Source organism: Cyclobacterium sp. SOCE241 (genome assembly GCF_056867545.1).
The window spans coordinates 3,027,680-3,046,855 of the sequence record NZ_CP149779.1 but is presented as its reverse complement, the minus strand read 5'-3'; the positions used below and the strand labels follow the sequence as shown (position 1 = coordinate 3,046,855).

General features: G+C 38.1%; 17 protein-coding genes and 3 pseudogenes. 13 read left to right on the top strand and 7 right to left on the bottom strand.

Annotated features, from left to right (window positions below; all coding sequences use genetic code 11):
- Nucleotides 1-24 precede the first annotated feature (24 nt).
- From WG932_RS15225 to WG932_RS15205, 5 genes and pseudogenes are all read left to right on the top strand, one after another.
- Nucleotides 25-799: pseudogene (locus WG932_RS15225) on the top strand (DUF6544 family protein).
- Between the two features lie 226 nt (nt 800-1,025).
- A complete protein-coding gene (locus WG932_RS15220; RefSeq protein WP_483088522.1) occupies nt 1,026-1,517 on the top strand; it encodes an RNA polymerase sigma factor in 492 nt (163 codons plus the stop codon).
- Entirely contained in the window at nt 1,501-1,752 is a 252-nt protein-coding gene (locus WG932_RS15215; RefSeq protein ID WP_483088521.1) for a hypothetical protein, read from the top strand. Before WG932_RS15220 ends, WG932_RS15215 begins: the two co-directional genes overlap by 17 nt.
- A 16-nt stretch (nt 1,753-1,768) precedes the next feature.
- Nucleotides 1,769-2,158, top strand: coding sequence for a hypothetical protein (locus tag WG932_RS15210; protein ID WP_483088520.1), 390 nt, complete (start codon nt 1,769-1,771; stop codon nt 2,156-2,158).
- Nucleotides 2,159-2,210: 52 nt separating this feature from the next.
- A complete protein-coding gene (locus WG932_RS15205) occupies nt 2,211-2,675 on the top strand; it encodes a hypothetical protein (RefSeq protein WP_483088519.1) in 465 nt (154 codons plus the stop codon).
- 44 nt (nt 2,676-2,719) lie between these two features.
- On the opposite strand, the gene WG932_RS15200 is transcribed toward WG932_RS15205, so the two are convergent.
- The 3 genes and pseudogenes from WG932_RS15200 to WG932_RS15190 form a co-directional block, all read right to left on the bottom strand.
- Nucleotides 2,720-4,906, bottom strand: coding sequence for an alpha/beta hydrolase family protein (locus tag WG932_RS15200; protein WP_483088518.1), 2,187 nt, complete (start codon nt 4,904-4,906; stop codon nt 2,720-2,722).
- A 227-nt stretch (nt 4,907-5,133) separates the two neighbouring features.
- Nucleotides 5,134-5,511: a PKD domain-containing protein gene (locus WG932_RS15195; protein ID WP_483088655.1), complete on the bottom strand. Its 378-nt coding sequence runs from the start codon at nt 5,509-5,511 to the stop codon at nt 5,134-5,136.
- Nucleotides 5,512-5,751: 240 nt separating this feature from the next.
- A pseudogene (locus tag WG932_RS15190) lies at nt 5,752-6,509 on the bottom strand (DUF1593 domain-containing protein); the annotation flags it as partial.
- Between the two features lie 611 nt (nt 6,510-7,120).
- On the opposite strand from WG932_RS15190, the gene WG932_RS15185 reads away from it, so the two are divergent.
- Together WG932_RS15185 and WG932_RS15180 are read left to right on the top strand one after the other, a co-directional pair.
- Complete coding sequence (locus WG932_RS15185) at nt 7,121-8,365, top strand: hypothetical protein (RefSeq protein ID WP_483088517.1); 1,245 nt, start codon at nt 7,121-7,123, stop codon at nt 8,363-8,365.
- Between the two features lie 191 nt (nt 8,366-8,556).
- Nucleotides 8,557-9,618 (top strand): hypothetical protein, encoded by a 1,062-nt coding sequence (locus WG932_RS15180; RefSeq protein WP_483088516.1) that lies wholly within the window; start codon nt 8,557-8,559, stop codon nt 9,616-9,618.
- A gap of 180 nt (nt 9,619-9,798) precedes the next feature.
- On the opposite strand, the gene WG932_RS15175 is transcribed toward WG932_RS15180, so the two are convergent.
- Both WG932_RS15175 and WG932_RS15170 read right to left on the bottom strand, forming a co-directional pair.
- Nucleotides 9,799-9,954 carry a hypothetical protein gene (locus tag WG932_RS15175; RefSeq protein WP_483088515.1) on the bottom strand — a complete coding sequence of 52 codons (156 nt, stop codon included), beginning with the start codon at nt 9,952-9,954 and terminating at the stop codon, nt 9,799-9,801.
- Complete coding sequence (locus WG932_RS15170; protein WP_483088514.1) at nt 9,951-11,498, bottom strand: hypothetical protein; 1,548 nt, start codon at nt 11,496-11,498, stop codon at nt 9,951-9,953. The genes WG932_RS15175 and WG932_RS15170 overlap by 4 nt, the downstream gene beginning before the upstream one ends.
- Nucleotides 11,499-11,856: 358 nt before the next feature.
- Here WG932_RS15170 and WG932_RS15165 point away from each other — a divergent pair, with 358 nt between their 5' ends.
- From WG932_RS15165 to WG932_RS15150, 4 genes are all read left to right on the top strand, one after another.
- Nucleotides 11,857-12,996, top strand: a complete 1,140-nt coding sequence (locus tag WG932_RS15165; protein ID WP_483088513.1) for a hypothetical protein — start codon at nt 11,857-11,859, stop codon at nt 12,994-12,996.
- Between the two features lie 175 nt (nt 12,997-13,171).
- A complete protein-coding gene (locus WG932_RS15160; RefSeq protein ID WP_014018911.1) occupies nt 13,172-13,471 on the top strand; it encodes an EthD family reductase in 300 nt (99 codons plus the stop codon).
- Between the two features lie 71 nt (nt 13,472-13,542).
- The gene (locus WG932_RS15155; protein ID WP_483088512.1) at nt 13,543-13,989 is read left to right on the top strand and encodes a hypothetical protein; all 447 of its coding nucleotides are present in this window, start codon (nt 13,543-13,545) and stop codon (nt 13,987-13,989) included.
- Nucleotides 13,986-15,113: a serine hydrolase domain-containing protein gene (locus WG932_RS15150; protein WP_483088511.1), complete on the top strand. Its 1,128-nt coding sequence runs from the start codon at nt 13,986-13,988 to the stop codon at nt 15,111-15,113. Before WG932_RS15155 ends, WG932_RS15150 begins: the two co-directional genes overlap by 4 nt.
- Here the strand turns inward: WG932_RS15150 and WG932_RS15145 are convergent.
- The gene (locus WG932_RS15145) at nt 15,073-15,957 is read right to left on the bottom strand and encodes an AraC family transcriptional regulator (protein WP_483088510.1); all 885 of its coding nucleotides are present in this window, start codon (nt 15,955-15,957) and stop codon (nt 15,073-15,075) included. The genes WG932_RS15150 and WG932_RS15145 overlap by 41 nt on opposite strands.
- Nucleotides 15,958-16,092: 135 nt before the next feature.
- Here WG932_RS15145 and WG932_RS15140 point away from each other — a divergent pair.
- Together WG932_RS15140 and WG932_RS15135 are read left to right on the top strand one after the other, a co-directional pair.
- A pseudogene (locus tag WG932_RS15140) lies at nt 16,093-17,058 on the top strand (phytanoyl-CoA dioxygenase family protein).
- Between the two features lie 27 nt (nt 17,059-17,085).
- Nucleotides 17,086-17,697: an HAD family hydrolase gene (locus WG932_RS15135; protein ID WP_483088654.1), complete on the top strand. Its 612-nt coding sequence runs from the start codon at nt 17,086-17,088 to the stop codon at nt 17,695-17,697.
- Between the two features lie 234 nt (nt 17,698-17,931).
- On the opposite strand, the gene WG932_RS15130 is transcribed toward WG932_RS15135, so the two are convergent.
- Nucleotides 17,932-18,993 (bottom strand): BF3164 family lipoprotein, encoded by a 1,062-nt coding sequence (locus WG932_RS15130; RefSeq protein WP_483088509.1) that lies wholly within the window; start codon nt 18,991-18,993, stop codon nt 17,932-17,934.
- Between the last annotated feature and the right edge of the window lie 183 nt (nt 18,994-19,176).

Sequence of the window (19,176 nt, the reverse complement as noted above, 5' to 3'; positions counted from 1 at the left end):
TATTTCACCTTTAACTTTAAGGAAATGGTGAAGGAAGAAGTTGATATAATGTCTGCCAATTCAAAGTTCAATGGCCAAGCCATTTTATCTGAGGAGATGCTAGTAGGATTGCCTGAAATTGTTCAAAGATGGTTGATAAACAATGGATCAATTGGCAAGGCTTTGGTCTACAACGTTTATTTGAAGCAAGAATTACAAATGCGGATGAAACCGGAGCAAAAGCAATGGATGAATGCTCAGGCCCATCAATATTTCACTTTAGAACCACCCGCATTTAATTGGTCAGTAGATTTACAAATGAGTCCATTTTTGCCGGTGGTGGGAAGAGATAAATTTGAGAATGGGGAAGGAGAAATGACGATTAAGCTTTTTTCCTCCTTCCAATAGTGAATACTAAAGTAGAGAATAAAATAAATCAAGCCTCCTTACAGCGCTATTTGGCTGAGATGGTTTGGTTTCCTTCTTTTGCTGTAAGCCCGTATTTAACTTGGGAGAGGGTTGATAAAAATTCTGTGAAAGCTACCATGGAGTATAAGGGAACAAAAGGATCCGGTGTTTTTTACTTTGACGAAAGAGGGAGTTTAAAAAGTTTGTAGCCATGCGTTATAAAGACTCCAAGGATTCCATTCCTACAGAATGGACAGTTAGTGCCATAAAAACAGAGAAACGTAATGGTATTAGAATCCCTGTTTCTTCCAAAGCAGAATGGAAGTTAGAGCGTGGCAATTGGACTTGGCTAAAGCTGGAAATAACAGAAATAAAATACAATATTGGAGAAATGCCCTCGGTTATGGATTAAGGTTTAATCTACATATGTTACCTTTTTCATAGGCTATCTCACTTGATTTCCGAATAACAATTCCATCGACTAATAGATGGTCTTCTGAATGTTTCAGTTTTATAAAAAGGCAACAAAATTTCTATTTAGGAGAAAAGCCCAATCTACTTTAATCGTATTTTTTTTATAAAAATTTCAATTAGGGTGTAATAATTTTTGATTTACACCACTAACCAAGAAAAAAGCAGTGAGCAGCGACTTCTACAAATCTTCAATTTTACCTTATGCAGCCATCGTAATTAAGATATGTCGGGCATATACCAATACGCAAGAGGACTTTGAAGATTATTACCAAGAAGTCTGTTTACAAATTTGGAAGAGCAGAGACAGCTTTCGGCAAAAGTCTGAGTGGTCTACATGGGTTTATAGATTGTCTTTGAATGTATGCATGACCTTGTTGAAAAAGAAGAAAAATAACTATCAATATTTTGCTTCCGATGCCCTGCCTGAAGAACTGGTTGAAGATAGTCATGCATTTTCGGATGAGGCACTCAATCATTTGTATGGAGCCATAAAAAAACTATCGGAAGTAGACAGAGGGGTGATTTTACTTTATTTGGAGGAAAAATCATACCAAGAAATAGCTGACATCATTGGTACCAATCCAAATAATATTGGGGTACGCATTAAAAGAATTAAAGAACGGTTAAAAAAACGATTAAATGGAAAAGTCAATTGAAACAATTTGGAAAGAAGGGTTTATGAAAAATGAAGCATTGGTAGGCCCAAAGGTTACCAACCTATACAATCAAAAATCGATTCATTTCATCGATAAATATAAAAGGATGTTTAAAACTAATTTGAATGCCATTGCGATTGGTTCTGTAGTGGTTTTAGTAGCTTCTTTTTTTAGGAATCCCCATTATGGGAGTAGGTTTATTTCTGGTTTCAGCTGGAGTATTTATAGTGAATAAAAGGCTTTCAAAGGGCTTGGATTGCATTGATGAAAATGTTAACAGCTATCAATATCTCAAATCATTCAGAAGCTGGCTGGATGATCAAATATCGGTCAATACAAAAATGGCCAGGTTTTATTACCCTTTAATATTTCTATCGACCATAATGGGTTTTTGGTTTTCAAGTAAAAATGGCCAACAACTAAGCGAAACGGTAATGAATGAATTGATGGTGAAATATCCTGACCTTACTGTGGTTTTTGGAATGCCATTAATCGGACTATTTGCCATGGTGCTCATTCTGGCTGTTTTGGCACTTTTTGGAGGGAAGATTTACCATTGGGATTTAAATATTGTGTATGGAAGGGTAATTAGAAAACTTGACGAGTTGATTTCAGATATGGAAGACTTAAGGGCTGAGTAAAAATAAAGTATTGCAACGGAGTATTTTGAATACAAACGAAAAAATAAATAGCATGAGCATTTCAGAAGCAATAGCAGTTTTCAATAAATTATTGAAAACAACGAATAATAAACGGGAAAGAAGGATTTATGAATCCTTTCTTAAAATTCTGAAAAACTTGAAAAACAAAGATCTGTCAAAAAGAGAGTCACCATTGTTACAAAAAGAATTAAGCTCGATTCATCTAGACACATCATCGGACAATTCGAAAAAATACTATAAACAAAAATTGACTGAATTTAAAGCCTTTTTAAAAGATGAGTTAGATTTCACCACCGAAAAGCATTATACTGAAATAGGGATGGCCTATGGTTTGATGTTTGGTACATTCATAGGGGTAGTGTATGGGATGGGGATGGATTCCAATTTAGGATCAAGTGTGGGATTGTCTATGGGAACAAGTATGGGAATGCTATTTGGGATACTTTATGGGGCCAGGAAGGATGCTGAAACCAAAAAACGAGGAAGGGTGGTTTAAGCCTTTCTTAGATTTAAAACGTGAATTGATGTAGGCTATAAATATCAGCTTTTAATGCGAACCCCATTATAAGGCTTGTCAATAAGAAAATACCTGCCGAACAGATTGGCAGGCATTTTTTTCGAAAAAGATTTAAAGGTTATCACTAGTTTATTTTTTGTCCTGATCTGCTTCTGCCCCCAAAACCCAAGTATTTCAAGGTTTTTTCGCTCGAGTTCGCGGTAACAATCCGGCAAGTCAAAATGATGCAACACATTCATCGGAAAGGCTGAAACAGGCCAGTTGTAGAAAGTAGATTCAGCTATATCACTGTAACTACTTAATGCATTTTTCAGGATAACTTTTTTGACATTCTTATTCAGTACAGAGGCAAAAGTAGCGGGCTGACAGCCCCAACCATTGCCAAGAATTGTAATTTCAGTATGGTCTATTTTTTCTAGCCAATTTAAAATACAAAGTAAATCATAGGTTCGTTTCCCTATAAGAGGTTCATCCATCATATTTGAAAGCATACCATAAAAATACTCTCTATTGTAAGGAATAGAATAGCTCACATGGGTGTTAGGCTGGGTTTGTCCAATTCCTCTTAAGTCACAGGTGTATATCGCTTGATCAGCATGGTCGGAGAGAATGCCCCTTATCTTTTCATCATTGATCAGCTCATCATCCATTTCCAAGTGAGATACATAGAGTATGGCTTTTTTTGGACTGCCATGTGGTCTGGAGTAGATGTTTTCTTCTGTAAGTCGGTAGGCCGCATTGTGAATGCCCGGCTCCGTTTCTACAAACATGTCAGTGACATAAGGGCGAGGGAATAAAGTTTCTTTTCTTCCTCTATAAATCCGGTAGTCTGGTACTTCAAATTTTTCCGGCAAACACAAGACTTCAACCAAAGCTTTTTTTAAGTTGGATGCTGAAACTTTTCCTCTTTTCTTTCCTATTTCGATGCTTTTATTCTTAAGTATTTCAGGAATAGTTAGGGACTCACTCTTTGACAACTGCCCTTCAGGAGTACACCATAGGTCTTCGTCTTTTTCCAATTCAAAATCAGGTTCTTTGCCGTCATTGCTAATCTTTGTCACCTGATTAAAGAAGCCGTACATGGCCTCTCTGGCTGGTTGATGGTAGCCATGATAATCCTCACCTCGAAACAACTGAATGTTTTCTTCCGCTCCGAGAAGCTTATAAAAATGCTGAAGCATTTCGAATGTCTCCTGGGTGCCTCGGGTGTCAAAGAAGTCTTTTTCTTGGGTAATAAGCATCACAGGTTTAGGTGCCATAGTGGCAATGAAATCAAAGTGATCCAGGTCTTTAGCCAAGCCTTTCAGAACATACTGTTCTGCATCTTGCACTTCCTGATTCTCCAAGTTTCTGCGGATGGTGGTAACAAAACAGCTTGGAGCAGCCATGGTCAAGCGTGGTTCTAGCCCACACAACCAGGTGGTTTGCGTTCCTCCGCCGGAATTTCCTGTTACGCCAATATGTCGAGGGTCGACTTCCGGACGAGAGGTTAAATAATCAATCCCACGAATGGCATCCCAAACAAACCAACCGGCCATTGAGTCTCCAACTAAGGTGGTTGGGTTGCCTGCATAAATGTGTTCGGTTACTCCCCATTTAATGGCACTTTTTCGGCCCGGGGTAGGGTATTGCAAGCGCTCACCCTGGCCAACACAATCAATAATCAATACCACATAACCTTTTCTTGCCAGGCTTTGAGCAAAATACTGGTAGGCGCTTGATTTGGCTTCTCTGGCATGTCCGCATGTTCCAAGTACTGCCGGCATGGGTTGACCATTGTTTTTTGGAATATACAAATTGGCTGTCACCTTAAAACTTGGTCGACTTTCAAAAATTACTTTTTCCACAGTATACGCTTCCCGTTCCAGTTTTCCTGTGATCACAGGGTTCAAAGGATTTTTTTCCGGAAATGGGCCGAGGCAATCCTTGATTTTATTCTTGATCTCTGCCTGATATTCCAGGGCTTCTTTTTTTGTTTTTAGTCCATAGATGCGATCACTGTGTTTTTTCGATATTTTCCTGACTTTTTTGATATAATAATCTTGAATCATGGTAGGCAGGCGATGAGGAGGTTTATTGGCTTCTCCTTCTGCGATATGGGCTAAGGATGGCTCCTCAGCCTTTGCTTTTAATACAAAGGAAGGTGCTAAGCCTATGCCAAATCCGGATAATCCTGACCATTTGATAAAATTTCTTCGATTGTTTTTCATGCCTTAAAAATTATTCTAGTGGTTTCTTTAAGTAAAACTAGGGTTACAATTAATTGGCTGCCATTAAATTACTAAGGTGTATTTTTTCTTAACTTTTTCAAAATAAATATGGCAATGGCTGTCATTGTAAGAGGCTTAGGCTATTTCAGGTGGGACTTAGAATCATCATTTATTAGCAAAGGTTATGTTTTGTCTGGAGGTGGTTTCCATTCAAAGGATACCTGCGGTTATTTATTTTTTGGTAGAATATTAATGATGATTCGTTGGTACCTGGTTAGGGCTGGAGAGCCACTGTCCGTAACGGCCAAAATCAAATGAGTGGTTTGAGCTTTTGATAGCTCAATTCGCTCTCCTATTTCTAAAGTTGCCTTGGCACTATTGCCATTTAATATAGTAAGGGGTTTGTACCAATTGAAGGCCCAATAGGTTCCGGCTTCTTTGTAATTGAACCAATGATAGGACAAAGTGTCACCATCCGGATCAGTGCTATCACTTGCATCAAATTGAATGGATTCTCCCGGTCGTATGGTGATGTTGGTTGTTTTATCTACTTTGACAATAGGCGGGTGGTTGGCCTCTTGATAAGGTTTCACGCACCAGTCCATTCGTGCAGCAAAGTCATTTTGGAAAGCTTCCCTCCACCTCCAAATGGTTGCTTGGTTGTTTATGTAAATCCTTCCATCTATTCCCATTACCTCATCACTGGCATCTGTCCAAATGGCTCTTTGTTCAGGTGCTTGGTGGTCAAAATTGCGGTAAGGTTTAAAATGGGGTTTGTACAGCTCGTATCTCCCTCCCCAGCCTCCAAAGTCAGGCCTGTCTGGAACATTCAGCCCATTATCTATCAAGCCTAAGAAACTAGGTGTGTCGCCTTCCATGATGTATTCCACTTCGGGATATTGGGCACCCAATGGACCGTGGTTTTGCATGATGTTTTTCTTAGCCAAGGGTTTTCAGCCAGCGATGCATCGGCACCGGAGGCATACTTGCGAAAGGACTCCCCTCCAATTCCATTCCAAGTAGAATGGATGTAATCTTCTCCCGGGCTAACAATATAAAAGAGGTTTGGGAATTCATTCCTCATCCAAACACCTGAATCATCTTGATCGGATATGGTGTACACCCTTAGTTTTGCAACAAATTTATTCAGCTCTCCCAGTGTTCGCGTATGTCTGATTTTCCATAGGGCTTGAGCCAAAACATTGGCACCTCCCCAGACGGTTACCCAGACAGGTCTATCATCTTCTTTGTCTACTACATTAATTAATGATTCGCTTCCTTCAGAATCATTACCCGCTCCTACCGCATTCATTCCATATTTTGGGAGACCTGATTTAATTGTGGATAGAAGATGCTCTTCGGTAGGAAAACCTTTTTCATGCTGCAATAAATTATTTCTAACCTTGCCATAGGCATTGACAATTTCCTTTATCCTCCATGCAGCTGTTTTATCTCGCAAGTGAGTAGAGGTGGTAGCGATTAAGCCCTCCATATCAAACTGATTGCTGTACAATAAGAAACGCACCAAAGATTGGGCATCATCAGGCTCATTTTCAATATCCGTCAAAACAAATACTCGTGGTTTATCCGTAGTTTGTGCCATACATGGTGCCCCGATGAATAATAAGAGCATGCCATAAATCAGGCTTTGGAATTTTAGGTTTTTCATTTAAGGTGTATTAGTTATTACGTAAAGAAGGTAAAGCCTAGTCCTGTAGTGAATGGTACTGTGGAATTGATTTACAGTAAAATTTTATTCCTGTGATTTTGCTATGGATTGCTGAAACCTTTCAATTTAGCAAAATAGTGAATCTACTAGTAAAATAATTGTTTTTTTAATTTAGTTTGTAACATTTTAGCTCATCCACGAGTGTTAGTTGTACAACAATAAATTGAACTTAGGAGTAGCATAAATTTAGGTAAGCACCGCAATTTTTTAAGCGTTAGTTTGGGAGATGAATTGGTGGCAAAAATCAATTGGGAGTAGAAAACATTTAGCAATAAATCAGTCAATTGCTCATGAAATAAATCTAGTGATATATTTTAGAATAATTATTATAAATCAGTTTTTATTGGTATTTTTAAAGCTTTTATTGCAATAATATTTTGATTAAAATGTTTTTACAGTTGACTTTAGTGTCTTTTATTTCCCGATTGGAAAATACTGTATAAAGCCTAATAAATAATATTTTCATGTACCATATAAATTTGTAAATGAGGCATCCACTAAAGATTGCATTACTGTTATTGGGCTTAAGTACGCTGACAATTAATAAAGTAATACCCTTCTCATCAGGAGTTGAAGAAGAAAAAGAAAACCTGATTTTAAACCCCTCTTTTGAGTTCCATTCCTTTATGAGTCATCGTACGGGGATAGCTTCAGATTTTAAATCACATAATGTAGCTTTCTGGAATACTGAAGCGTGGGGAGATATTGAAGTAATACGCGAATCACATGTCTCAAAACCCATAAGACCTGATTTTTCAACCCATAACTTGGTAGCGATAAGTCCCGGAAAAAAGATATGGCAATTTATTACACTTCCCGAGGCAGGTTTGTCCTATGGGGATGAGCTGAATTTATCCGTACATGGATATCAGAAAGCTTCAGGTCAACTAAAGTCTGCAATTAAGGTGATGAAAACAGATAGTGAAGATGGTGAGTGGAGTCCTAAAGACTTTGGAATGAAAGACAGTCGTAGTTTTCCCAAGCATTCAAGAGGAGAACTGGTGGTAGCAAAAGAATATAGTACTCAGTTAGAACAAGTGGGAAGGATTAATCTTATGGTAGAGAATGCCTCGATTATAGGTAAAGCAGGGGTTGGAAACATATCAGGTTCTAAAGATATAAATACTGTTGGGATTCAGGTGGAATTTGAAAATATGAGCTTATCCGATACTGTCTGGGTATATGCACCAAGGCTAAGTGTTAAAGGGGTTTATGAAAATAGTATTCATCCTACTAGAGAGATGAGGCCAAACTACAGGTACATTCCTAGGACAATTCAAAAGTTGTGGAAAGGAGAAGCCATTCACGTTATTGTTATGGGATCTAGTATTGATCGGGGAAGTGCTAATCCTCCCATGTACATGTACGATGAAGATCCGAGTTCTTCTACCTTCAAACAACCGCTTTCAGGAGGGCTGTTTGATGCAGAAAAAGCAGGTAGAGAGGATCTTGACGGCTATTATGGAGAGTGGAGGCATTATTACAGTTATGCAGGAAGGCTGAAACTTGAGCTTATGAGAAAATTCAATTTAACTGCTGATAAAATATGCCTGAATTTTATGGCGGCTGATGGATCGAGTATTGGTGAATCACACTCAGGGCTACAGCAATATTTTTCTTTATCAATACCACCCAATCCTGGTTTGAATGGCCATAAAGAGGGGGAAGGTGGGAAGATTTATATCCTGATTTATTTAGCCGAAGAGAAGGTGCCAGGCCAGACCTCGTAATTTTTGGAAGTGGTGCCAATGAGAAAACAGACACTCCGGACGAGGTTGCTGTTTTTGAAGGAGCCATACGGTGGATTCAACAAAATTATCCTCATACGGAATTTTTGTTTAGCCCTTATCAAAATCAGGGTAAATATACGCCGAATACAGTAGATCTTCAGGCCCTATCTCTTAGATATCAGATCCCCTATATGGATTACCCTAAAATTGCTGATGATCTTACAGGTTGGGGGAACAAGTATTCATTGGTACCTTCTGATGGACATCCACAAGCAGCCAGCCATTATCTTTGGTTTAAACAATTGGAGAAAGCTTTCGAATGCTGGAATCCGATTTTTGCCGGACAAGCTCAACTTCAATTGCCTGAAAGGCTTCACCCGAATAGCTATGGTTGGGAAGGGGATATGGTAACTTTTGATTCCACCAGCCCAAGAATTAAGACCAATAGATTTATATTTGAAGACAATGCCATAAATAGTTGGGGCAAAACAGACAGTGAGCCTCCTGTTCCCTATGTAGATGGGGAGAAATTTTCATCTAGAAGGTCTAGTCCATTATTTAACCTACGCAATTCCATGTTCAGGTTTGGGCGAACCAGTTTAGGGGATAGGCATATACTTGAAATAGCAGGAGAGAATGCCAAATTAACCTATGTAGATTCCAAAATAAACCCAAACAGACGCTTTTTTCCTGTTTCAAATCCAAACTGGAATTTGATGGGGCAAACAATAGAACCGTTCCATTCAGAATGGGGAGCTCCTTATGGTACGGAGAAAATTTCTCTTAAACCCGGAAAGTACATCGAAATTGAAGTGGTATGTACTGATATTTCTGTGGCTTGGGTAGACCATCCGGATGCCGGAACGCTTGAAATATTCGTGGATGACCAACTTATGCAGACGCAAGCTTGTAATATTGGCTTTACCGATACTGATAAAAAGGTCAATTACCTGGAAAATCGGAAGGGTATATTGAACCTAGGGTTTGGTTTACATAAAATTCGGGTGCAGGCGAAAGATGCAGCAGTAGATGTTTTAAGTCTTTTCAGTTACGATTCCCGTTCAAATCTTAGTTCAGAGCGAAGGCTTACAGGATTGGCTGTAGGTGGTGAAACGCTGGAGTTTACGCAACCTTTTAAAACCAGACCATTGGTAATATGTTCTGGGGATTTGTCTGTAGATACCGAAGATATTTCTAGTACTGAAGTAAGGTTTTCAGGTGCAAATGGAGGTTATATTATAATCGGGGAATAACCAATATAGATTCGCCATTTGTAATTGATTGTGCTGAGTAAGGTTTAATCAAAAAGAGTGCAATAGATTGTCTATTGCACTCTTTTTGGGTTAAACGACTGAGAATAGGTTTATTCGGATACATCCCTGATAAACCTCAGCTATAAACTATAAGCTTTTAATTTTAATCAAGGCTACTTTCTATCTCTCCCATGCAGGCCACCCTTCATCGTGGGCCAAATAGGCACGTCTACCAAATTCCAGTGGAGCAGTTCCTACTTCAAAAGCACCAAGGTCCGGAGCCTCTCCCTTGAAATCGGTATTAAATCCCGGGATTTTGATACCGCTATCAATCAATGGGTTGCGGATTTGAACCACTGGGTCTGTAATATTTCTTTTGACATCACCGAACTGATAGGGTTTTCGTCCCCAGATGATAGAGTTGATCCAAGTTCGAGGGAAGTATTCCAAGGAATAGGAAGTTTGATAGAGTCTAGTAGCAGAAGGAGTGGTGCTGAATTTAATCCTATTTTTTCTTTGGCCACTCCAAGTGATAGGCCTGAAAAGTAATCGTAGTCATAATCACTATTATCCACTGTTTCACGGTCAGCCGCCAGTCTTCCAGGTACATCAAAGATATTATTTCTTGTCACCGTATTGGAGATGCCATGGCCTGAGAAAGCATGGGAGACTCCCATCGGCTGCACTACTGTATTGTGAAAAACATATCTTCTTCCCCCTGCGAATGGTTCCCGTTCTCCTGTTTTAATAAATGCTCCTCCACTGGAGTTTCTATGTCCCACCCTACTTTCTCCTACTACATTTCTATAAATGTAAATTGGCCCTTTCGTGGTAGATGCTGTAGCTATTCCATTAAAAAACTGATGGGCGTAGTTGGCAAACACCCGAACATTCATATTGGCTCCTTCGACTTCGATGGCATCATCCCAAACACTACGGATTAGATTGCCATAAATATCCGAGTCCCGGTTCATGTTGCCCACATTGGAATAATTTGAACCACCACCGATAGCATCGTTGAATCCATGATCCTCAGTTGAAAGGATATCGTTGTAACGGATCACGTTCCCACCCAGACTTTGGCTAATTGTGATACCTTGAGGTCCTGCCGGATGGCCTGTTTCCCAATCATTTGAGGCGCCTCTTGGGGCTTCAATAAGGTTTCTTTGGATGGTCAGGTTCCGTGTGCCATTTTCTGCTTTAATTCCACTGTCTGTACTACCTTCCAGGTTTCCATAAGTAATGGGGCCACCAATTCTGCCCCAAAAGGTGATGAAACACTGTTCGATGACGATATCATGTCTGTTTTCCTTAATGCGAATACCGTCTACTTTTGCATTTCGGATTTCTATTTCACGGACGATTACATAATCTGCATCAATTTGTATGCCTTCATTGCTAACATTGCCCATATTTAGCACGGAACGAGAGTTTTCAGGAACTGTGATTAAATGATAGCCTTCCGGGGTCCCGGATTCTGTAATAATGATCGGGTCTGTCGATTCACCTTCTGGAAGGTAAGTGATCTTTCCAATTGGAAATTGGTCTGTTCGAGTAGTAAAATTTATGGCAGTTTTAGCCTGACCGTTGGATAGTTCTACTAGGTATTCAGTGCCAGGGCTTAGACCGACAATGCTTCCTCTATATTGGCCGTCTCTATCATCAAAAACAAGGTCAAGCCCCTGAGTCCAGTTGGAGCCCGATGCTTTCTTATATTTTACAGTACACATCCCCTCCTCAGGCGTAGTCCAATACAAACTGGCACATTCATAAGTAGGTACAGCGTAAGGATTTGGAGCATACTCTCCCGGTGATTGGCAATATCCATCATTTAAAAAATTGAGTAATAGAAATAAAGTGATAAAGGAGAAAGATTTCATGTTAATTTATGGTGGTAATTTAAAAAATAATAATTTATAAATTTTATTTAATTAAGACTAAGGCAAACAAAATAAACTTTTGAAATTGTGTCCAAACATTTTTATATTATCATTCTATAGATAATGAATAAGTTGATTTTTTCTTGTTTTTGAGTGGTTGGTAATTTTTATGTATTTTGGTCTGATATATTTAAAATTGTTGAAGAATAATTTTCCAACCATCTCTAGCTAAAAAAGGATGGTAATAGAGCCACCCCTATTTACCGGCTATGGCCTCCGTTATCTGTGTAACCTAAGGTTTATGAAATCTAAAAAATATTTAGTTCTCGTTTTATTTGTAATGACTTCTTTTTCAATCTTGTCGCAGACAAAACCGGTAAGTGTACGTTTCGATTCCTCTACGCTTCAACGCAAAGGGAATTTTGGTGATAACTGGTGCCAAACCTGGGCCATTGATGACAATGTTTATACAATTTTGGATGATGGTAATGGATGGTGGGGGAGCTCAGAGAAATTAAATAGTTTAGCAGATTGGGAAGGCTCAATGTTCCTGCAGATTTCCGGTGATCAAAATTTTATCAAAAATGACGTTAAAAAAATGCCTGGATGGCCTGTAAGTTTAGTGGATTCTCCATTGTATGGTTATGGCACTTTGGCAGTAGATAGTACTATTTACATGTGGCTTTGGAGAAGTGAAACCGATACTTGGTACCGGAGGGCCACGGCCAATAGGCTTTTGTATACAAAAGATTTTGGTAAAACGGTTTACCGTTGGGATGGAACTTTAGAGACCTATAAGTCCTTTCAAGAATTAGATTCAACCGCGTTTTTCTTCAATAAGGAAGACCCAAGGCCTAAGGAGGGGAAGGATGCCTATGCCTTTAACTGGATCGCTTTTTTGCAAAATGGAAAGGCTAATTCAGCAGCAAAAGATGAATATATTTATATGTACTCACCTGAACAATATGATCCCCGAAACCTGGCTTTAGCAAGGGTACATAAGGATAAAATTTTGGAAAAACCAGCTTATGAATATTTTCAAGGGATCAATAATGGCCAACCTATTTGGACTTCAGACATGAGTCAGAGAGGTGTTACCATTAAGTATCCTGAGGCAGGGCAAGGTGAAAAATGGATGTGGTCCAGTTGGTTTCCTAGTGTAGTGTACAATGCCGGCCTTGATTTATTTATCATGACCAGTTATGGGATAAAGGATCCAAGTAAAGAATACTGGGACGGCTGGTGTAGGGACTGTCCGCTTCCGGGAAGCATTGGGTTTTGGTATGCTGAAAATCCTTGGGGGCCATGGGAACAGTTTTATTACAAAGATACTTTTTACCCTGATCACGAGGAAAACCGTACTTATGGCATTAAGTTAAGTCCAAAATGGATCAGTAAAGATGGTAAAAGGATGGTTTTGATCTGGTCTGATGCCGGAAATAACCACAGTACCTATTACAAATGGAATCAAATGGAAATCGAAATATTAACTGATTAATTGAAAGTCAGGTTAAAAGAGGTTCTTACCTGTGATCATTTCTTCATGTTCAAGCTATCACTATGTGAAAAATCCCTATCTTGAAAAGATTATTATTCCTAAATAAATTCTTGATTTTTTTGAAGTATTATTAAGGGGTAGAGGAAAAAATAACCTAAATATTATATTTAAAACCATGGTAAAATTAGTCGTAATGTATGGTCATCCGAAAGATCCGGAGGCCTTTGAGACCTATTATTCAGAAACACACCTTCCGATTGCTGCTAAAATCAAAGGTCTAAGCAAGGTGGAGTTTACAAAGTTTGTAGGAACTCCCGATGGAGGTAACCCTATTCATTATAGAATGGCAGAATTGTACTTCAAATCACTAGAGGAATTGCAAAAGCAAATGGCTACTCCTGAAGGGCAAGCCGCAGTAAATGATATTCCCAACTTTGCCACAGGTGGGGTCAATGTGATGATTGGAGAAGTTTAAGATTGAATGAAAACCTTTTTGGTTTGATATATCTAATATTTTATAAAAAATCATATTAATACTATTTGTCAATGAGTAAGAAGAGGGCTTTAGAATTTATGTTTGGCTTGTTAGGAGCAGTTTTAATCTATCATTTTTTGATCTTCTTTGAGTTTATTCCTTTTGATAAGGTATGGGCCGGCAGACTCAATTCGGTAGAGGAAATGAAAACTTTTGAAACCTTTTCCATACTGGTGAATGTCTTTATGATAACAGTATTGATTATCAAGTATCAAAATCTCCTGAACCATAAACCAAACAGAATAATAGATGTTCTGATTTGGGTTTTTGCCTTGTTTTTTTCTTTGAATACTTTCGGGAACTTATTTTCAGAGAACATCCTAGAGTTAGTTTTTGGGACATTATTTACCCTGATTGCTGCAATCCTATGTGTGTTTATAGCAAAAAATAAAAAAATGACTGTAATCATGTTTTCTGATTTCCGTAAATCTTTAAGGGATATTCCCATATACAAATGAATAAATGTTTATTGATATTATTTCTAGTTGTAGCTATTCAAAGCTGTGGTAGTTCAGAAACAAAAACGTCCAAATCTCAGGTCATAGTAGCGAAAACATTGACTGAAGCACAATATGAATTAATCCTTGATAAGGTGAAGGTATTGCCAAATCAAGCTGAGCTTGCTATTGCCCTTATTGAAAATGGGAAGGTTAATTTTGTAGGGGTCAAACGGGAACAAGATTCAACAGTATTCAGTCAAAATCAAGATAGGGTTTTTGAAATTGGATCTATCACGAAAGTTTTTACAGGTACTTTACTAGCCAACTATTTGATAGATTATAAAGTGAATTTGGATGATCAAATTAATAAGTATTTAGGTTATCCTTTGAGAAATGATGTTAAAATTACCCTAAAGCAATTGGCTACCCATACTTCCGGACTGCCCAGGGTGCCTGCAAGTCTAGAGGCCTTAAGCTTAGAAAACCCTTACAAGGATTTTGGGGAAAAGGAGCTTAAAACCTATCTGACCCAAGAATTGATAATGATGCATCAACCTGGGGAGGTTTCTGACTACTCAAATCTTGGCGTAGGAATGCTTGGTTATGTGCTGAGCAATAAAGCGCAGATGACTTACGAAGAGATGCTTCAAAAGGAGATTTTTTCTAAATTCGAGATGAATGCTTCAACTACAATCAGGAGCAAGGTAGAGGATAAGTTGGTTAAGGGGCTGAATGATGAAGGGGAAGAGGTGTCCAATTGGGACATGTCTGTGCTTATGGGGGCTGGTGGAATTTTATCCTCGGTAAATGATTTGTCAAAATTTGCCTTGGCACAATTTGACAGTTCAAACCAAGCTTTGGTTCTTTCGCGAACGGCCTTTTTTAAAGTAAACGAAAGTTATTCTATGGCTTTATGTTGGAGTGTTATCCAAACGGAGTCGGGAGAGGAATGGAATTGGCACAATGGAGGAACAGGGGGCTATACTTCTTCTATGATATTAGATGTAGGGCAAAAGAAAGGAGTCATCATTTTATCGAATATAACAGCTTTAGGCAAACTAACTCAAAAGATAAACGAGTTGGGGCCGGAATTGATGGATGTCATGGCCGGAGATTCCGGAAAAGAAAATGCAGGGATTTAATATTTCTTCTGGTGTTTTTTTGAAAAGAAGAAGGAGATTCACCGGTTATTCTTTTAAACACCTGATTGAAGTAAGATAAACTTTCGAATCCTACAGCAAAGCAGGTGTCTGAAATTTTATGTTGGTGTAGCAACATGGTTCTTGCTTGACTTATCCTGTATTGGTTTACGAATGCTGTAAATGTCAGGTTGGTTTGTTTTTTAAAATACCTGCAAAATGCTGGAGTGCTTAAATGTACCCTTTCTGCTAATTCATTTACATCGGGTTTCTTATCGTATTTTTCGTGGATATAATTATAAATGGTTCCCATCCTTATCTTATCATTCAAATAGAATTTTACCCGTGTGTCTTCTGTATTAAGGGTTTCGACCTCACTGGATACAGAAAGTAGCTGGAGTATATTCATAATCTCTATAAGAGAAAGGTATGTGTTTTCAGTTTTTATGTCTTTTAATAGTTTTCCTACTGATGTTTTTGTGTTTCCATAAAATCTCAAACCCATATAAGCTCTTTCCATAAGGTGGTTTATGCTGCCAAACTCAGGTGTGGCAGCAATGGTATTAGGAATAAAATCATTTTTAAATTGTACAACTACTTGATGGTAAGTGGTTTCCATTCTATAGTCGAAATTTAAATGAGGGACGTTTCCTCCTATGAGTATCAACTCACTTCCTTCAAAAGTGGAAATATTTTTGCCAACATGGCTGATGCCTGATTCTGCCTCAACGTAAACCAATTCTATTTCCGGATGGTAATGCCAGTAGAAATAATGTTTTAACCGGGGAGAGAAAATCTTTATGGAGGAGTTCTTATTAAAGGCTACTTCTTCTTTAATAATTTTCATTTATTGCTAATTTGCTTGTTTTTCAATTAAATGTAAGGAAAATCTGTCAATACAGTGCAAGTATTGGTTAATGTCAGTGATATTTTTCTTAAGTCAAGCAGGTACATTTGTAATGTACACTAAATATAAAATGTCATGAATAGTAATGTTCAAACCAAGCAACAAAAAAATACGGGCCATGGAAACATTCCGGGAAACCCATCAATTGCCACCTCTAGTAAAAAAAGATTAAATGACCGGAGTGGCGGTGCACCCTTAAGTGTTTTAACTGAGGAAGATTGGAACTTCTGGATTCACAATGGATATGTGGTCATTAAGGATGCTGTACCAAAAATCAGGTGAAAAAACTTGAAGATTTTTTGTGGCAATATGAAGGTAAATCTCCGGATGATCCGAATACATGGTATAAGCCATCTCCAGAAATGAAGATGAAAGAGCTGACCAACACCGGAATGGTTGAAATTTACAACCACCAATACCTATGGGACAATCGACAGTGTCCGCGTATTCATGCCGCTTTCGCTGATATTTGGGGAACCGAGAAACTATGGGTTACGATTGATAGGGCTAACTTAAATTTTCCAATTCGGCCCGAGTTTTCCTACAAAGGGTTTATTCACTGGGATTACGACCCAGAAACAAAACCACAAAATGTTCAGGGTGTACTGGCACTTGCCGATCAGGTAGATGAAAATATGGGCGGATTTCAGTGTATCCCTGAATTGTATCGTACCTATGAGGAATGGAAACATACACAACCTAAAGACAGGGATCGCTTTAAGCCCGATATCTCAGGGTTTGATTTGACAAAGGTAAAATTAAATGCCGGAGATTTACTCATATTTAATAGTATGCTTCCTCATGGAATTCGGCCAAATTATTCCAAAAAGGTAAGGATAGCACAATACATATCAATGATTCCTGCCGAAGAGGAAAATCATGCCATGAGGGATTGGAGAATAAGATCGTGGAAAGAAAAGCTGGTTCCTGAAGGACATGCTTTCGGGGGACCCTGCTCGAAGAGAGCAAAATCATGAGATTGCTAAATTAAGCAGGCTGGGAAGGAAATTACTGGGACTCGATTCTTGGAATGAAAAATAACTCCTTAATGACTATAAAAAAAACGCTATAAAAGCGCTGGTATTTGATTTGGACAATACCATTTACTCCGTAGCATCAATTGCACCGCAATTATTTGGAGGACTTTATAGGCAACTTGGAAATCGCCATGAATTAAAAAAGAATTTTGTCTCAATTAAAAATGATCTCCAGAGATTACCTTTCCAAGTAGTGGCGAAGCGTTATGATTTCAGCCCACAGCTGTATCGGGAATGTATAAAGTACCTAAGTCAATTAAAATATCAAGGGAAGATCTTTCCTTTTGAAAGTTATTCACTTGTTAGGAAGGTGCCTTTTAAAAAGTTTCTGGTAACCACAGGTTTTACTAATTTACAAAAAAGTAAGATAAATGCACTAGGAATTCAGGATGACTTTGAACAAATTAATATTGTAGATCCTTTGGTTTCAAATCGTACAAAGAAAGATGTTTTTGTCGAAATGTTATTGAAATATCAATTGTCCCCTCATGAAGTTCTGGTTTTAGGGGATGATATTCAATCAGAAATAAAGGCAGCAGAAGAGCTAGGCATGCAATCTGTATTATTTGATCCAAGTGAAAATTACTCCAACAATAGTCAATACCTTGCAGTTAAGGGATTCAGGGAATTTTTGATTTTGTGATGTCTGAAAAGTAATGTTGTGCTATCCTCAATGCTAACCCGGAAATTGTTGAATGGGTGGCTCAATGAATAGAAAATGGGGTGATCATCCTTTCCAATATGTCAGCTTTAGGTGAATTGACCAATACTATCACAAGCTTAGCACCGGAGTTAATGGAAAGCATTGCTAAAAATGAAAATGCTTTGGATACCAATCAATAAGATTGGTAATTACTTTTGATAGCTGATATTTTCTTTATAAAAGTTCCTTTGGTATAGTATAAACTGCAATCCCGGGGTCTTCATCTGTAGTCAACCCATAGATTTCATTTGTTCCCTCATTAATCACAAAATTGATAAGTGATCTATCCAATTTTAAGTTATATAGGGGCTGTCCCATGTGGTCAAAAACCCAGATTTGTGTAGCCAAAACTGATGTTTTGTTGAAATCAGAGTGGCTTACTCCACCGTACAATGCGAAAATGTAGTTTTTAGTAACAACAGCATCTCTATAGCGAAAGTGAGGGTCTGGTCCCAGGTATAACTCATTTCCAATTATTTCAAATGCTGGCAATTCCAAGTCCGGCCCATCTATGATGATAAAGGATTTGTCTCGGTTGTTAAAAATCTCAAGCCTATCCCTGAAAAGTCCTACTCTAATAAAGAGACCTTCCTCAGCATTTCCTTTAAAAAAACCGCCATTTAATACTGCTAGTTGAGTATAATTCAGCTCAGGTCTATCCTTTACCTTTTCCCAATTTCCATATCCTCCGATTCTATTTCCTTCTTTATCAAACTCCAGAATTCGATTTTCACTCACTCTTGATATTCCCAAGAAACTACTGTCAGTAGCCTGAGTAAAAAACCAAAGATCCATCATTGGCTCAGTCATTTTCCATTCACTTTTCCCAAGAAGTGTAAGGTTTGACATCGAATATTCGACCAATTTCCTCCTATTCATCGAATAGGTCCAAAAAGTATCAGGATTTTCTCCTTTATAAAACAAACTAGCATCAATCAATTCTAAAGGGCCTTCACCATGTTTCCCCTTTGGTTTATTATAAGTCCAATCCGTGGAATTGACAATATGAATACGGGGATGTTCCTCAGGTACTCTCCATGCTTCAGAGATCAGAATTTTGTCGTCAACTAATCCGATATTAGAAGGGTTGATGATTTCCTCGAAAAAATATTTGTTTGATTGTAAGGGGATTAATGTGAAATCCTCTTTTTGGATAATGATATAATCATTGTTCTCAATTCCTTGCTCACAGGAAATTGAAAACAATAAAATCAAGACTAATATTAATCTGTTCATGCTTTAATATAACAAATCAAAACCGAATATCAATTAAAATAGTAGTTTTCCTTAATACGAGAATGGCTTGAATTTTTACCATTACCTGTCAATCAAGGTTTTTGAAAAGGTGAAAAATCAACTTTACCCACTAAAAAGTAATATATTTAATTTCTAATTAAGATTGTTGCAAACAGTATTTTT

Coding starts and splice junctions, on each gene's coding strand:
- WG932_RS15215 (WP_483088521.1), top strand. CDS start 1,501: ATGGAAAAGTCAATTGAAACAATTTGGAAAGAAGGGTTTATGAAAAAT.
- WG932_RS15205 (WP_483088519.1), top strand. CDS start 2,211: ATGAGCATTTCAGAAGCAATAGCAGTTTTCAATAAATTATTGAAAACA.
- WG932_RS15200 (WP_483088518.1), bottom strand. CDS start 4,906: ATGAAAAACAATCGAAGAAATTTTATCAAATGGTCAGGATTATCCGGA.
- WG932_RS15195 (WP_483088655.1), bottom strand. CDS start 5,511: ATGGACTGGTGCGTGAAACCTTATCAAGAGGCCAACCACCCGCCTATT.
- WG932_RS15185 (WP_483088517.1), top strand. CDS start 7,121: ATGAGGCATCCACTAAAGATTGCATTACTGTTATTGGGCTTAAGTACG.
- WG932_RS15180 (WP_483088516.1), top strand. CDS start 8,557: ATGGATTACCCTAAAATTGCTGATGATCTTACAGGTTGGGGGAACAAG.
- WG932_RS15170 (WP_483088514.1), bottom strand. CDS start 11,498: ATGAAATCTTTCTCCTTTATCACTTTATTTCTATTACTCAATTTTTTA.
- WG932_RS15160 (WP_014018911.1), top strand. CDS start 13,172: ATGGTAAAATTAGTCGTAATGTATGGTCATCCGAAAGATCCGGAGGCC.
- WG932_RS15155 (WP_483088512.1), top strand. CDS start 13,543: ATGAGTAAGAAGAGGGCTTTAGAATTTATGTTTGGCTTGTTAGGAGCA.
- WG932_RS15150 (WP_483088511.1), top strand. CDS start 13,986: ATGAATAAATGTTTATTGATATTATTTCTAGTTGTAGCTATTCAAAGC.
- WG932_RS15145 (WP_483088510.1), bottom strand. CDS start 15,957: ATGAAAATTATTAAAGAAGAAGTAGCCTTTAATAAGAACTCCTCCATA.
- WG932_RS15130 (WP_483088509.1), bottom strand. CDS start 18,993: ATGAACAGATTAATATTAGTCTTGATTTTATTGTTTTCAATTTCCTGT.